The organism is Croceitalea sp. W27, assembly GCF_055693185.1.
This window is the reverse complement of sequence record NZ_CM146327.1, coordinates 2,300,743-2,315,339: the sequence shown is the minus strand read 5'-3', so window position 1 is coordinate 2,315,339 and position 14,597 is coordinate 2,300,743. Positions and strand designations below refer to the sequence as shown.

The 14,597-nt window shown below is 34.7% G+C and carries 10 protein-coding genes; 6 read left to right on the top strand and 4 right to left on the bottom strand.

The annotated features are described in order from the left end of the window. Positions 1 to 44: 44 nt before the first annotated feature. The 4 genes from ACZ1GR_RS10370 to ACZ1GR_RS10355 all read left to right on the top strand — a co-directional run bounded on the left by ACZ1GR_RS10370 (position 45) and on the right by ACZ1GR_RS10355 (position 7,303). Complete coding sequence (locus ACZ1GR_RS10370; RefSeq protein WP_472608912.1) at positions 45 to 2,390, top strand: TonB-dependent receptor; 2,346 nt, start codon at positions 45 to 47, stop codon at positions 2,388 to 2,390. A 373-nt stretch (positions 2,391 to 2,763) separates the two neighbouring features. Beyond that, complete coding sequence (locus tag ACZ1GR_RS10365; RefSeq protein ID WP_472608911.1) at positions 2,764 to 4,185, top strand: hypothetical protein; 1,422 nt, start codon at positions 2,764 to 2,766, stop codon at positions 4,183 to 4,185. Positions 4,186 to 4,335: 150 nt separating this feature from the next. Then, complete coding sequence (locus ACZ1GR_RS10360; protein ID WP_472608910.1) at positions 4,336 to 5,100, top strand: Plug domain-containing protein; 765 nt, start codon at positions 4,336 to 4,338, stop codon at positions 5,098 to 5,100. 112 nt (positions 5,101 to 5,212) lie between these two features. Further along, on the top strand, positions 5,213 to 7,303 hold the full coding sequence (locus ACZ1GR_RS10355; RefSeq protein ID WP_472608909.1) for a TonB-dependent receptor: 2,091 nt from the start codon (positions 5,213 to 5,215) through the stop codon (positions 7,301 to 7,303). A 113-nt stretch (positions 7,304 to 7,416) separates the two neighbouring features. On the opposite strand, the gene ACZ1GR_RS10350 is transcribed toward ACZ1GR_RS10355, so the two are convergent. Next, a complete protein-coding gene (locus tag ACZ1GR_RS10350) occupies positions 7,417 to 8,112 on the bottom strand; it encodes an ABC transporter ATP-binding protein (protein WP_472608908.1) in 696 nt (231 codons plus the stop codon). 6 nt (positions 8,113 to 8,118) lie between these two features. Continuing rightward, positions 8,119 to 9,591, bottom strand: coding sequence for a DUF5687 family protein (locus ACZ1GR_RS10345; protein WP_472608907.1), 1,473 nt, complete (start codon positions 9,589 to 9,591; stop codon positions 8,119 to 8,121). Between the two features lie 126 nt (positions 9,592 to 9,717). Here ACZ1GR_RS10345 and ACZ1GR_RS10340 point away from each other — a divergent pair, with 126 nt between their 5' ends. Continuing rightward, positions 9,718 to 10,767: a 2Fe-2S iron-sulfur cluster-binding protein gene (locus ACZ1GR_RS10340; protein ID WP_472608906.1), complete on the top strand. Its 1,050-nt coding sequence runs from the start codon at positions 9,718 to 9,720 to the stop codon at positions 10,765 to 10,767. A 177-nt stretch (positions 10,768 to 10,944) separates the two neighbouring features. On the opposite strand, the gene ACZ1GR_RS10335 is transcribed toward ACZ1GR_RS10340, so the two are convergent. Beyond that, positions 10,945 to 12,822, bottom strand: coding sequence for an ATP-binding protein (locus ACZ1GR_RS10335; RefSeq protein ID WP_472608905.1), 1,878 nt, complete (start codon positions 12,820 to 12,822; stop codon positions 10,945 to 10,947). A gap of 125 nt (positions 12,823 to 12,947) precedes the next feature. Next, positions 12,948 to 13,727 (bottom strand): patatin-like phospholipase family protein, encoded by a 780-nt coding sequence (locus ACZ1GR_RS10330; protein ID WP_472608904.1) that lies wholly within the window; start codon positions 13,725 to 13,727, stop codon positions 12,948 to 12,950. A gap of 133 nt (positions 13,728 to 13,860) precedes the next feature. On the opposite strand from ACZ1GR_RS10330, the gene ACZ1GR_RS10325 reads away from it, so the two are divergent. Further along, complete coding sequence (locus tag ACZ1GR_RS10325; protein WP_472608903.1) at positions 13,861 to 14,559, top strand: TIGR04282 family arsenosugar biosynthesis glycosyltransferase; 699 nt, start codon at positions 13,861 to 13,863, stop codon at positions 14,557 to 14,559. The last annotated feature ends 38 nt before the right edge of the window (positions 14,560 to 14,597 follow it).

Here is a 14,597-nt window from a genome sequence, read left to right as displayed (position 1 = left end):
TTATCGCGTACATGCTTTAATCATTTTTCTTAAACATTTATAGTATGATTTCAGGTAAAACTATTGCTTCTTACTTCATTTTCTTGTTAAGCTTTCAACTGCTATTCTCGAATATTGAACCTGAAGAGCAAGCTTTCGTTACAACGGACAAAACTTATTATTTAGCAGGTGAGGCTATTTGGTATAATACCTATATACTTAATAACAAGAATATTAAACCGACAGAAAAAAGTAAAGTGGTTTATATTGATTTGTTTAGGGATAATAAACTTATCAAAACAAAAAGACATTATGTAATTGATTTTTCAGCCCCTGGCGTATTTAATTTTGAAAAAAAGTTGCCTGCCGGAAAATACCATCTTAGGGTTTATACCAAACTAATATTATCTCAAAAAGCCTCTAATTACTATGAAAAAGAAATATTTATTGTCAATAATACAAAAGCTCTCAAACGTGTTAAGAACAACAATGTTTTTTTTGATGAGAATTCCGGTCTTGTTGCCAGTATGAACTTTTATCCAGAAGGTGGAAATTTAATAGAATCAATTCCTGCAAAAGTTGCTATAAAAGTAACCGATAAAAAAGGCATGGGGCTTTCAATAAAAGGAACTATAGTTGATTCTGATGGAAATGCCATCACTAGTTTTGAGACAAATCAGCTGGGGCTTGGTTTTACTGTAATTAACCCGCTGCCGGAGAAGTCTTATTTTGCCCAATTAAATGACAATGAGTCAACAGCAATAAGGTACGCTCTACCAAAAATTAAAAAAGATGGTTTGGGTATTTCGATAAAAGAATCTCCTGAAGATTTCAAGGTTTACTTTCACAAAACGATATCACAAAACGATTTGAAAATTCAGGGCCATCAAAATAACAATCTAATTTTTGAACAACAACTGCCCTTTACCAAGCCTGTCAACTCTCTGAAAATTCTTAAATCTGCGCTTAAATCAGGAGTTCTAATTTTGAAGGTTACCGATGGCAATAATAAGCTATTAGCACACAGACATCTGTATTCATCTCAAGAAAATAAGCCTAGTGAATTAAAAGTTGAAATACGAAAGGGTCCAACCAAAGATTTAGGTGTTCAATTAGGTTTACTCACTCAAGAAACAAATAGCGTTTCAGGAAATTTTTCTGTAAGCATAGCCAAAAAAGAGTTTGTCAATCAAAAAGAATTATACAATCAAGCCGAACTCACGAACTATCTGAATGTTGATAAAAGCGTTATGGATTTGCTAATGTTGACAAAGACCGGTCAACTTCAAAAAAACCCAGATATAAACAAAAACGAGAGTGCATCTGCCAAAGAAGATTTGCCTGAGCAAGGTATTCTTATAACAGGCAAGGTGGTAGATTTAACCAATAGCAAAAGGCATCTACCGGCAACGGTAAAATTAAATATATTGGAGCCTGACTTTTATCATTTTACCTCTACCACCGATAAAAAAGGCAACTTTAGTTTTGGTCCGTTCGAAAGTATTAAAAATATTGAAGGAACTGTAGAAATAGTTACAAATAAAAAAGGTCATGAAAAAGAAGTATTTATAAACATCGATTCAGAAAAAGCTTTGCCCGTTTTGGATTTGACCTTTAAAAAAGCTCTTCTCGCCGTTGAAAATATTGATACAATTACTAGAAAAAGAAAAAAAATAGAAGATTTTAAAATTCTAAGCGCGAACGATAAAAATACTATAGTACTTAAAGAGGTTGTCGTAGAAGACAAAGTAAAGAGCATTATTGAAAAAAGAAATGAGGAAATCAATTCAAGTACGCTGTATGGAAAACCTGATAATCGGGTTTTTATTGATTCCTTACCCTCATACCAATCTTGGAGTGTTCCAGATTTACTAGCGCAAATTCCAGGGGTCTGGGTAAGTGGCGCCTACCCCACGCAAACAATATTGGTTAGGGGTCTAAATTCATACAATGGCGATATCGAACCCATGTTTCTTTTTAACGGTTTTGAAGTAAGCGCCAGTTTTATTAAATCCATGCGTTTGACCGAAGTAGATTTCATAGATGTTCTTAAAGGCCCTAAGGCTGCCATGTATGGCACAAGGGCAGCCGGAGGAGTTATATCTGTGCACTCGAAAGGAACTATTAACAATCCTCTTTATGAAAGTAATAAACGAGTTTACAATACTACCGCCAAAGTTGCTAGAAAAGGGTTTGACCCAACAGTTTCTTACAAAGATTTTAGTACAGATAAAGTAAAATCCGAAACCACTATATACTGGAATCCTTCATTGAAATTATATTCCAATGGAAACAATAAAATTGACTTAAACTTTAAAGATTTACAACCAGGAAGCTACGCTGTGACAGTGAAAGGCATCTCAAATACTGGCAAACTATTGAGTACCACTAAATTTTTTGATATAAATTAAATCAAAAGAAATAAGCTTTTAGCAAAAAACTTTGGAGGAAACTCATAAACATAAAACCTAACATGATATTGTTCAATGGTTTTGCCTAAAAACTTTGATGAAAATTTTCGTCATCCTCCAAATAAGGTTTCTATAGAGGTCTTAGTGACTTTTAAAATTTTTATACGAATTTGTGTATTAGGGTCAATATTTGTTCTAGGCTTATCATGAGTTAATGCCTAGGTGCATGGTATAAAAAGGCAACGACAATTCATATAAAAGAGCATAAAGTTGTCTCCAATAAATTTTTAATTTTGTAAGATTTTACTTATATTTATGTACGTACAAATCTGTACGGCATAATTTTTGTGGTATTTATTTGAAAATAGACATTATGATTTCGAATAGAGTTTTCTTCTTTTATCTCTTTACATTTTTATTAATTCAACTGACCTATTCAAAATCTAGTTCTGGTGAACAGACCTATGTTACAACCGACAAATCATATTATGTTAAAGGAGAACCTATTTGGTACAGCGCCTATATTTTAAAGAACCAAAATACCGTTAAAGACGAAACGAGCAGCGTTGTGCACGTACAACTATATAAGGGCGATAAACTCATTGAAAGTAAAAGACATTATCTTAAAGATTTTTCTGTTTCTGGAGCATTTACCTTTGAAAATAAGCTAACGCCCGGAAAATATGTACTTATCGCATTCACTAAAAAGATGTTGGGCAAAGATTTAGGAAGTTATTTTCAAAACGAAATATATATTATTGCGGACGAAAAAGAACTTTATAGCGTAAACGGAACAAATCTTTATAAGGATAAAAAGACACCTGTAAAAGACGTAGCATTTTATCCAGAAGGTGGTAATTTAATCGAAAACATTCTTACGAAGGTAGCAATTCAAATTTTGGATAAGAATGGACAAGGAATCGCGGCAGAGGGAATTATTACTAATGAACAAGGAAATCGTATAACAAATTTTAAAACCAACGCCTTAGGATTAGGATATGCAGTGATAACCCCTAAACCAGGAGAGTTGTATTATGCGAAAATTTATAGTCATGAGCCCGAAGACAAATTACATCCTCTCCCCTTTGTTAATAAAAATGGTGTAGGTATTACGGTAAAAGAATCGCCAGAGGACTTCATTGTGTATTTTCAAAAAATCGGAGATGACAAAAAACTACAGCTAAAAGCATATCAGAACGACACTCTAATTTTTAAACAAAATATACCATTTAATAGAAACCTGAATACATTAAAATTGAAGAAAGCGGATTTTAATAAAGGTATTTTAAGCTTAAAAATAGTAGACTCCGACAATAAAATTAAAACATATCGCAATCTATACGTAAGCGACGAAAGTAAAAATACAAGTAACTTGAACGTGGGTATTAATGGTGGTTCAAATATTAGTCCTATTCAAATAAGCATGCAGGGTGAAGATAGTATATCAGGCAAGTTTTCGGTAAGCGTCGTAAAGGCAGAATATCTCGGTACTTCTTACGGGCAAAATATGGTCAAAACTAATGATTACAACTACCTAAACAAAAATTGTATTGACCTGATCATGTTAACGAAGCCGAACAACTACATAAAACTTGAAAAAAAGACCGAAATATCAAAAAAGAATATCTCCTTAAATTCTGAAAAAGGCATTTTTATTAGAGGAAAAGTAGTTGACTTAAGTTTGAGAAAAAGACATTTACCCGCCACGGTAAAATTAACTATCCTAGAACCTAATTTCTATCATTTTACTTCTACAACAGATAAGAAAGGACATTTTAGTTTTGGCCCTTTTTAAAGCACAGAAAGTATTGAAGGTACTGTAGAAATTGTTTCTAAAAGGGAAGGGTCTGACGATGAGGTTTTTGTATTTATTGATGAGGATAAAAGTTCGATCGAACTGGATCCCACCAATTTTGATTCTACCCTATCAGCAGATGATAATGAATTGTCAGTTAGAAATACCGATGACCAACAAAATCTAACCGACTTAAATCTTGATTATGAAAATATTATTGAACTGAGAGAGGTCGTTGTAGAAGATGTCGTAAAAAGTATAGTTGAAAGAAGAAAAGCTAAGATCGATGAACTTACTTTATATGGTACCCCAGATAAACGCATATTTATAGATTCTTTACCCTCATACCAATCTTGGAGCGTTCCTGATTTATTGGCACAAACTGCGGGTGTTTGGGTCAGCGGAACCTATCCGAATCAAAGGGTATCAATAAGGGGGTTGCATACAATTAGTGGTGGTGCTGGGCCTATGTATCTTTTTAACGGTTTTCAAGTGAGTCCTTCTTTTATATTATCCATGCGTTTGAGCCAAGTAGATTTCATTGACGTTATTAAGGGGCCAAAATCAAGTATATATGGCGTTAGAGGATCTGGAGGTATTGTTTCTGTATATTCTAAAGGCACTATAAACAATCCTTTTTATGGTGAAAACGATAAACGCATTTACAATACCATTTCCAAGGTGGTACGTAAAGGTTTTGATCAGAGTTTATCTTTTAAAGATTTCATCAACAATAAAGAAAAATCAAATACAACGATTTACTGGGATCCAAATTTAGAGTTATCCATCGGAAAAAATAGTTATGTTGATTTATCCACTTCATCATTAGAACCAGGTAGTTATGCTGTAGTAGTAAAGGGCATTTCAAATACTGGCAAACTACTTAGTAATACTAAATTTTTTAATATTAACTAAACCTTAACAAATTAAGTAAAGAGCTAACCATTATTTTGTAGGATTTAACTTTATTTTATGGGTCTTTCTTCTTTATAGGCTTGCTTTTTGTCGTATATTAAAACTAAATTTTATGATTTCAACTAGACACTTAGTATTCAATCTCCTTACAGTTTTATTGGTTCAACAACTATATTCTAAATCTAGCTTTAGTGAACATACTCACATTACAACTAACAAAGCATATTGTATTGCCGAAGAGTCTAGTTGGTACAGCACCTATATTCTGGAGAACAAAAACCTAGACAAAGCATTACACCATGGAAAAAATACTAGAGTTTACAATGAAAAAAAGACCACTGTAGAAGACGTGGCGTTTTATCCAGAAGGTGGTAAATTGATTGAAAACGTTTTAAGTAGAATAGCAATAAATATTTCGGATAAAAATGGTCTCGGGATTGCAACCAAAGGATTTATTGTCAATGAAAAAGGTGAGCATATAACAAACTTTAAGACAAATCCCCTAGGTCTGGGATATGTAGTGTTGACCCCAAAATCAGGAGAGCTGTATTATGCTAAAATTCATGACCAACAATTTGAGACAAAACTATATCCTCTCCCGAATGTTAGTAAAGACGGTTTGGGCATTACAGTTAGAGAATCCTCGGAAGAATTTGTAGTCTATTTTCAAAAAACCAGCAACGAAAGAAATTTACATTTGAACGCATATCAGAACGGGAATCTAATTTTTAAACAAGAGATACCATTCAATAGAACTCTGAATACGTTAAAACTGAAAAAGTCGAACCTCAATAAAGGTGTTTTAAACTTGAAAGTTGTAGATGCCGAGAATAACCTTAAAGCGTATAGAAACTTATATGTAAGTGATGAAAATGAATCTAATGGTAATCTAAGTATCGCAATTGACAGTAGTTTGAATAAAACCCCTGTTCTTCAAATAAGCATGCATGGTAAAGATAATCTCTACGGAAAATTCTCTGTCAACATTATCAAAACAGAATATCTCGATGCTTCTGATGGACAGAGTGCAATGCAAACTTCTAATTACAGCCATCTAGATAAAAATTTTCTAGACTTGCTCATGCTGACAAAACCTGATAACTACACAAAACTTGAGAATGAGGCTAAAGTATCTAAGCAAAATATTGCTGTAAATTCTGAAAAAGGCATATTCATTAGCGGAAAAGTAGTTGATATAAGTAATGGTAAAAGGCATTTGCCTGCAACGGTTAAACTAAATATCCTAGAACCGAGTTTCTATCACTTTACCTCTACCACCGATGATAAAGGCAACTTTAGTTTTGGGCCTTTTGAAAGTGCCAGCAAAATTGAAGGTACAGTAGAAATTGTATCTAAAAGAAAGAATTATGATGATGAAGCCTTTATTGTTATTGACGAGGAGAAAATTCCTGCCGCTCTTCAGTCTAATGATTTGTATACTAATTCTGTAGCCAATGATGCTAAGTTAGCAACTCGAGATAACTATAACCGGCAAAAAACCTCAAATCTAAACCTTGATGATGAAAATATCATAGCACTAAGAGAGGTTGTTGTGGAAGATGAACTAAAAAGTATTATCGAAAAAAGAAACGCTAGAATCGATAAGCTTACATTGCATGGCAGGCCCGATAATAGAGTTTTTATTGATTCCTTACCTTCACACCAATCTTGGAGTGTTCCAGACTTAATAGCGCAAGTTCCTGGGGTTTGGGTAAGTGGAGTCTATCCAACACAGACAGTATTGATAAGAGGCTTGAACTCGATTAATGGCAATATAGAACCTATGTTTCTTTTTAACGGTTTTGAGGTAAGTGCCAGTTTTATAAAATCTATGCGCTTGACCGAAGTAGACTTTGTCGATGTACTTAAAGGCCCTAAGGCCAGTTTGTATGGAACAAGGGCTGCAAGCGGAGTAGTTGCCGTATATTCAAAAAACACTTTAAACAATCCTTTTTATGATGAGAATAACGAACGTATCTACAGCACAATGGCCAGAGTGGTTCGTAAAGGTATTGAATCGAATAAAGAAAAATCAAACGTTGCAGTGTATTCGAATCCTTCTTTAGAGTTGGCTTCCGGAGAGAACAATTATATAGATTTGACCTCGTCTAACCTAGAGTCAGGTAGCTACGCCGTAGTTGTAAATGGAATCGATAATAATGGTAAGGTCTTGAGAAGAGTTAAATTTTTTAATGTTGAATAAGCATTGAACAAGTATAGTTACAGACTAAATTGAAGGATAAAATCCTTGAATAAGATACCCAATTAGGTACTATTCAAGGATTTTTCAATTCCGCTTTCATTGAGCTACCTTTATTATCCCCCAAAGAAAGTTTCTAGCTCTTTTAATGTCTCTGTTGAAGTCTTAATATCTTTTACGATTTCGCCCTTATTGAGCACCACAATTCGTTCGCAAACTTCAGTCACATGAATTAAATCGTGACTAGAGACCAGCACCGTTACCTCTTCTTTTGCTGCCAGTTCTTTTATAATGCCCTTTAAGCGAATCTGTGTAGTGGGATCTAAATTTGCAAATGGTTCATCAAGAATTACCACTTCAGGATTGCCAATAAAACTTGCAACGATACCCGCCTTTTTTTGGTTTCCTTTAGATAGGTCGCGCAAATATTTCTTTTGCCCTAAAATTTCTCCGTGGAAAAAATCTTCAAATTGAGATAAAAGAGCATCCACATCGGCCTTATTACGACCCCGTAATTCTCCAATAAAGTAGAAGTATTCTTCAGGAGTCAAATAGCCAATCAAGAAGGTCTCATCAATAAAAGCCGACGTAAACGGTTTCCAAGCTTCGCTTTGGTCTACTTGCACATCATTACTGATAATATGCCCAGTGCTAGGCTGTATTAAGTCTAACAACAAACTAAATAAAGTAGTTTTACCGGCTCCGTTATTACCTACCAAACCAAAACTTTGCCCTTTAGGTATTTCTAAAGATTCAATATTTAAAACGGTATTAGCCCCGTATGTTTTTGATAAATTATTTACTGATATCATAGTTGGTTATGCTTTTTGTTTGTACGCCAAAAGCGTTTTATACTTTTCTTTTTTATAGATTTTTTCAATGACTGCGAACATTTTGTTCTTGAAAACGAAGCCTAAAAGACCGAATACCGCAACAAAAATATAGCCAGCGGCCGGGCCAAGCGTAAAATGGCCAATTGTATAAATTATTATTGGTAATAATAGTTTAGGCAGTGTTATTAAAAGGGTCTTCGCATTGAAGGCTTGCTTATCACCAAAAGCCTTTTTATTGGATGTTAAGTCTATAGGAGTTTTTACATACGCTCCGCCCCATAAAACCAGATAAGAGTTGATGCCTACATTGTAAACGGCACCGGCAAGAACCGCGGCATAAGCTTCCCAACCAAAGTAAAGGTAAAAAGATGCCAAAAATGTTGAAATTACCGTTGCAATGATGACCAAATACCATTTTGAAGTCAAATACTCTCGATACTGAATATTCTGGCTCATCATTAGTGGATAGTAACTGCTGTCCCAACTTGGTACATATTGTCCAAAACTGAACAAAAACCCTCCCGTAACAAAAATACCCGCAAAGATCTTCATAAACGGATTATCATAAGATTCTACCGCTCCGGTAAAAAACAAGAGTCCATAAAAAATAAAAAAGAATCCCGCGATTACGGCCGAGCGTGCACGTTTATTTCTTTTAATGAGTTTAATATCATTCTTTAAAAAGGTGCCTAGGTTTCCAAAACGGTTGAGCCAGTCTAAATTTTCGGTTTTGGCCTCGGTCACTTTGGTGGCCAGACCACCGTCTAAAAACATATTCTTTTTAAAATAATTAAAGGATGACCCAAAGAGACCTAATAAAATGGTCCATGGAATGATTGCTGTTATCGGAATATCATAAAGTTTGTCAAATAAGGGTCCCGTATAAGCCGTGACATCAAACCAACCGTAATACTGAGATACACCAAATAAAATGAATACTCCTGCAATAAGATAAAAGACATTGTCTTTATTGTTCACCAAGACATTGATGAAGTTGTTACAGTAAATGAGCGCCATAAAACCCAAATGCCAACCTATCACATTAGCAACGCCATAGTCTTTAGTCAATAATATTATACTGAACGGTACAAAGAAAAAAGCGTGAGACCAGTTGAAAAAGGAAACAATGGTCTTACCAAGCAAATAGTGCACTACCTGGCTCTTCTTAAAGGGCAGATACAAGAGCGGTTTAATATTGGTAACCGGCATTTTTTGCAACATATAGCGAAAAACCAAATCGATAACGAGATAATAAATCAAGAACTTGTTTACTACACGTAATGGGTCGCCTAGTTCCGCTTTTTCAATGATAAAATAAACTCCAAAACCCAGACTTAAGAATACGGCAATAAAATATAAGGCCCCAAGTGCCATTAATATTTTAAACCATATCTCTGTTTTGAAAGAAGCGGACCTAAAAAACGATTTCCACTGAAGGTTGATAAAGTGTTTGAACATTGTCGTTGGTTATTTGTTCTGAAGGTTAGTGACTAAAATAGTTGATTTGTTACAAAATCAAACCATTTTAAAAAAATAGCCCTCAAAATAGTATGAATCCTTAGTTTTGCACCCAAAATTCATCTCATGAGTGATTTTCATAAATTAACTGTTGCGTCCGTTGATTCACTAACCCCAAATTCGGTGGCATTAACTTTCGATATACCTGCCGCTCTGGCAACTACTTTTTCATATGAGGCCGGCCAGTATATTACCATAAAACATCCTATTAATGGTCAGGAAGTTCGCCGTGCTTATTCCATTTCTTCGGCACCTTCTTCGGAGAAACTTACTGTTGGCATAAAAAGAGTTGAAGGTGGTACTTTTTCTGTTTATGCCAATAAAGAAATAAAAGTAGGAGACGTTCTGGAAGTTATGCCTCCGGATGGCCGTTTTACTTTTGAACCTCGTAGAGAAACACAAAATATCGCAGCTTTTGCAGCCGGTAGCGGTATCACTCCTATTATGAGTATTGCACAAACAGTTTTAGAAGCTAATAATGATAATACTTTTGTCTTGATTTACGGCAATAAGAACCCTGAAGAAACCATGTACCACTCTCAAATAGTGGCCTTACAAGAAAAATATGGAGAACGCTTTTATGTGCAATTTGTCTACAGTAAAGTATCGGAACCTAATTGCCTTTTTGGCCGTATTGAAACCTCAACGGTCAACCTTATCCTTAAAAATAAGTTCAAGGGTGTTTCCTTTAATGATTTTTACCTATGTGGGCCCGAGGCGATGATCAATACCGTTTCCGATACCTTAAAAAACAACGGCATTTCTGAGGCTAATATTCATTTTGAACTTTTCACAACTTTAGATACCGAGGATACTGTTGCAGAAAATCTGGATGGGAAAACCAAAATTGAGGTATTGGTAGATGATGAGACTTTCTCCTTTGAAATGGACCAAAAAACGTTGGTTTTAGATGCGGTACTCAAAGAAAATATTGATGCACCCTATTCTTGTCAAGGTGGCGTTTGTAGTAGTTGTATTGCCCGCATTACCGAAGGAAAGGCAGAGATGGTAAAAAATCAGATTCTAACTGATGGTGAAGTTGCCGAAGGTTTGATTCTGACCTGTCAAGCGCATCCGACTACCTCTACCTTGAAAGTTGATTATGATGATGTTTAAATAAAATCTAGTTGTAAATAGTAGTCTTAAAGCTTAAGTCCGCAAGTACCAATAATACTTGAAATTGTTAAAACAGTATAGTCTTCCAACCCGTTTTGTTTGGTTTGAATAACGTATTGGGGGCAAGTAATCAAGATTATACATTATTACTCTTAATTTTATTTTCTAATCTTCTTTTTATGTATTAGTAGAGCGGTAAGCTTGTTTTGGATGTTTTATCATATCTGGAATAGTGTAACATAGTTTACCTGAATTTATTAAGGGTTTGACATATGTTCTACTTATCCAATTTTCATCCCTCTTCAAAAGCATAGCCAATTCTGAAAGGTTAAATCCTTTGTTTTTACAAATGTCAACTATTAACGATTTTATTTTGTCTACGTCAGATTCTCTTTTTCTTAAATCTTTTACCCTTAATCTTACATGTTCAGGAAGTTTAGATAAGAGTTTTTTTACCTCCTCTATGTTTTCCTCTTCTTGCGCATTTAAAATAGCATCTGTGTTAGTTACATTACCTTCTGTGTTAGTTAAATCACCTTCTGTGTTAAGAACAACAACATCTGTGTTTATTTCCTTAATATTCCAATTAAGAGATTCTCCTTCAATATAATAAGTTCCTCTTCCTTTACCTTTTTGAGCCAAAAGATCATTACTTCGCAAATACCTTAGTTCTGTTCCAGATTTGTAACTATCAGAATTTGAAATTTGTCTATAAGTATTATTATCTATTGCCCCAACTTCTCTAACAAAAATCAAAGCTAGCTTTTGGTGATCTGAAAGATCAAGATCATCAAATTGAGTTAGCCACTTTAAATCATCATTATTTAAAAAGTGATGTAATAAAAGGCGTGTAGTAAATTTATTATTATCCCTATCAGATTCAAACGTTGGCGGAGCTAATTTAGCTTCTGCTAAAAGTGCTCTCATTGCTCTAATGCCTGAGCCTTTTGTTTCTGCCAAATTTGTTTCGTGAAAAACAGATGCTATAAAAGGATTTCGGCTTTCAGAACCCGGGTTACCTAATTGTTCTTCAGATTTCAAAGAAAAGCCAGGATTGATAATTTCTAATCGGTTGTCATATCTAATAATTTGAGTAGGAGAATTAACCCTATAGGATCTATGCATTAAGGCATTTGTTACAGCTTCTCTCAAAACCTTAATCGGAAGTCCAAGTGAGTCTGCCTGAATATTCTTGTTATCAAGTTTAAACCCTTTTGGTAAATCTGAATAAATGGCATCAACTATTCTAAAAATCATTAACAAGAGAGGACCCCTCATATCAATGGTGATAAATCGTTCATCAGGATTTTCAACCCATTTATTACCAGGAACCCTTATATAGTCAACACGCATTAATGGGAAAATTCTTCTTAACGAAGAAGATTTTCCAAATAATAGAATACCAGCTACTGTTAGTTTAGAGCTGCTATAATCCATACATCCCAAGGACTGTAAAAGTTCAATATCCGTGAAGGTTAGTTCTTCTGCCGCTGAATTAATTCTACTTCTTAAATCTCTATATCTCTTTAAAGCAGTTTCATCAATATCTTCAAAATCTGTTTGTTCTAGAACTACTTTATCATATGTGTCCGTATTTGAGTAAAAAACCCTCAAATCATCTTCTGTACATCTATGATCAGTCGGTCCGATTCTTCTATATGCCCCTCTTGGCAAACCATCAGACTTGAAATATAAGGGTTTTTGACCATCAGGTAATTCATCAACCTTTATAATCGCAACAGGTTTATCATTTATCAATTCAATCTTGATAGATGGTCTAACAGGTATGTTAAATATGTTTGCGCATTGAGTGGCAAAATCCGACTGTATTCGATCAGGTTCTAAAAGTTCTTCTACCACATATTGAGGAAACAAACTCTCATCATCTATTCTTGCGCCAAGAAGCAAATAGCCTCCGCCTAACCCTGGTTCATTACTAAAAGCACAAACCGTTTCCATTATAGATTTTGAAATTGAACTTCCAGATTTGGCTTCAATTTCTGTAAGCTCATCTATTTCATTAAGTTGTTCAAATATTTCTACCGCACTTTTCATGCATCAAATTTAGCTAAAACAGTAAGTACTTTTTTGTGAGAGTTTATTTTAAAAATACTGCACAAAACTCTACATTTAAAATGAATTAAACCTTAAAAATAGAACCCATCGGTCTAATCCAAATCTTATCTATCAAATTTATCTAAGGCCCAACAAGCACGGTCATAGCCAATTGTATATGCCTTATCTATGTCTTTCTTATCAAGCATCCCAATATGTTCCAATTCTTGCGGTTCTATAAGTACATCGCATTCCCCAATTTTTTCTCTGCATGAGGCATAAATCATAAGGCCGGTGATTCTTCCAGTTAATTGAAAGGAATTACGGAGATGTTTTTTTTCAAGCGTACCGTTAATAGATACATTACTACCAATGATAAGTTCGCAATTTTTTTCTAGATATTCTTTAGGAAAGTTGTTCATTATCCCGCCATCGGCGTATAGTGTGCCATTCACTTCAACAGGGCTAAAAACAGGAGACAATGCGGCTGAAGCAAGCAATGGTAAAATAAGCTCACCCTTAGTAAAGACTTTTTCTTTCCCGTTCATCAAATCCGTAGCAACCACATATAACGGTTTAGTTAAAGACTCGAATGAATTAACAGAAAAATGTTTTTGAAAAACACTTGCAAATTTTGTAGTATCGATTAGGCCTGGTTTTCCAATAGCAAAGTAATTGTATTGAAACAGCGGCGTGTCTCTAAAGAACTGAAGCATTTCATCAGTGCTGTTTCCGTTGGCGTAAAGCGCTCCTATTAAAGCTCCAACGCTTGCCCCCGCAATTTCATGTGCCTCAATATCCCTTTCTTGCATTGCCTTTAACAGGCCAATATGGGCCATGCCGCGGATACCGCCTCCTGATAAAACAAGTCCGATTTTCTTATTTGAAGTTGTTAAACTTTGCACCGTTTTGTCTTTTGTGTTAAAGTTAATTCCATTCCCTGAATTTTAACAATCTTGCCTGTAATCTTTTTATTAGAGCTTCGACCAAAACTGCTATTAAGTTTTTATCGTAAGTTTACATAACAATTGCTATGCCTTGCTAAAAGCCGTTCAACATACTACTGCAATCCTCGTTTTTGCCAATTCTGCGTCACAAGAATTTGAGCAAAAACCATTTGTTAAAAGTGCTGTAGTATTTGAAGCGCTTAACAAAGAGACCTTGAACAAGGTTAAAAAAACAAAGCTTCCATATTTCCATTTTACAGAAAAAGAACAGTTCGGAAACTCTTTTGGAGAACGTTTTGTAAATGCCATTCAAAAAGTTTATCAAAAAGGGTATAAAAACATTATTACCATAGGTAACGATAGCCCTCAATTAAAAACATCGCATTTACTTGAGGCCTACAAGCAACTTCAATTAGGAAAAACGGTTTTAGGTCCAACATTCGATGGTGGTTTCTACCTGATGGGGCTTCACAAATCAAACTTTGACGCCTCTCTTTTCTTAAGACTTCCGTGGCAACGTTTCGGTTTATTCAATAGAATTTCACAATTATTTGAAAACAGCAATTCGCATCTCCATAGGTTGCCAGTTTTTGAGGATATCGATACTGCAGTAGATGTCGTTAAATTACTTGGTTTTTCAAGATCGATTGCAATTACCATTCTAAAAATACTTCGCGCTATTGAAGAAAAGGTTTTAAAAGTTTTTAGCGCGAGAGCATTTAACTATTCCGATTCATATTCTTCTCCTTTGTTCAACAAGGGCTCACCTGTTTTGCTTCATCTTCTATAAACATTTTTCTCGGCCAATTGGCCACAAGACTAACTTTT

Coding starts and splice junctions, on each gene's coding strand:
- ACZ1GR_RS10370 (WP_472608912.1), top strand. CDS start 45: ATGATTTCAGGTAAAACTATTGCTTCTTACTTCATTTTCTTGTTAAGC.
- ACZ1GR_RS10365 (WP_472608911.1), top strand. CDS start 2,764: ATGATTTCGAATAGAGTTTTCTTCTTTTATCTCTTTACATTTTTATTA.
- ACZ1GR_RS10355 (WP_472608909.1), top strand. CDS start 5,213: ATGATTTCAACTAGACACTTAGTATTCAATCTCCTTACAGTTTTATTG.
- ACZ1GR_RS10350 (WP_472608908.1), bottom strand. CDS start 8,112: ATGATATCAGTAAATAATTTATCAAAAACATACGGGGCTAATACCGTT.
- ACZ1GR_RS10345 (WP_472608907.1), bottom strand. CDS start 9,591: ATGTTCAAACACTTTATCAACCTTCAGTGGAAATCGTTTTTTAGGTCC.
- ACZ1GR_RS10340 (WP_472608906.1), top strand. CDS start 9,718: ATGAGTGATTTTCATAAATTAACTGTTGCGTCCGTTGATTCACTAACC.
- ACZ1GR_RS10335 (WP_472608905.1), bottom strand. CDS start 12,822: ATGAAAAGTGCGGTAGAAATATTTGAACAACTTAATGAAATAGATGAG.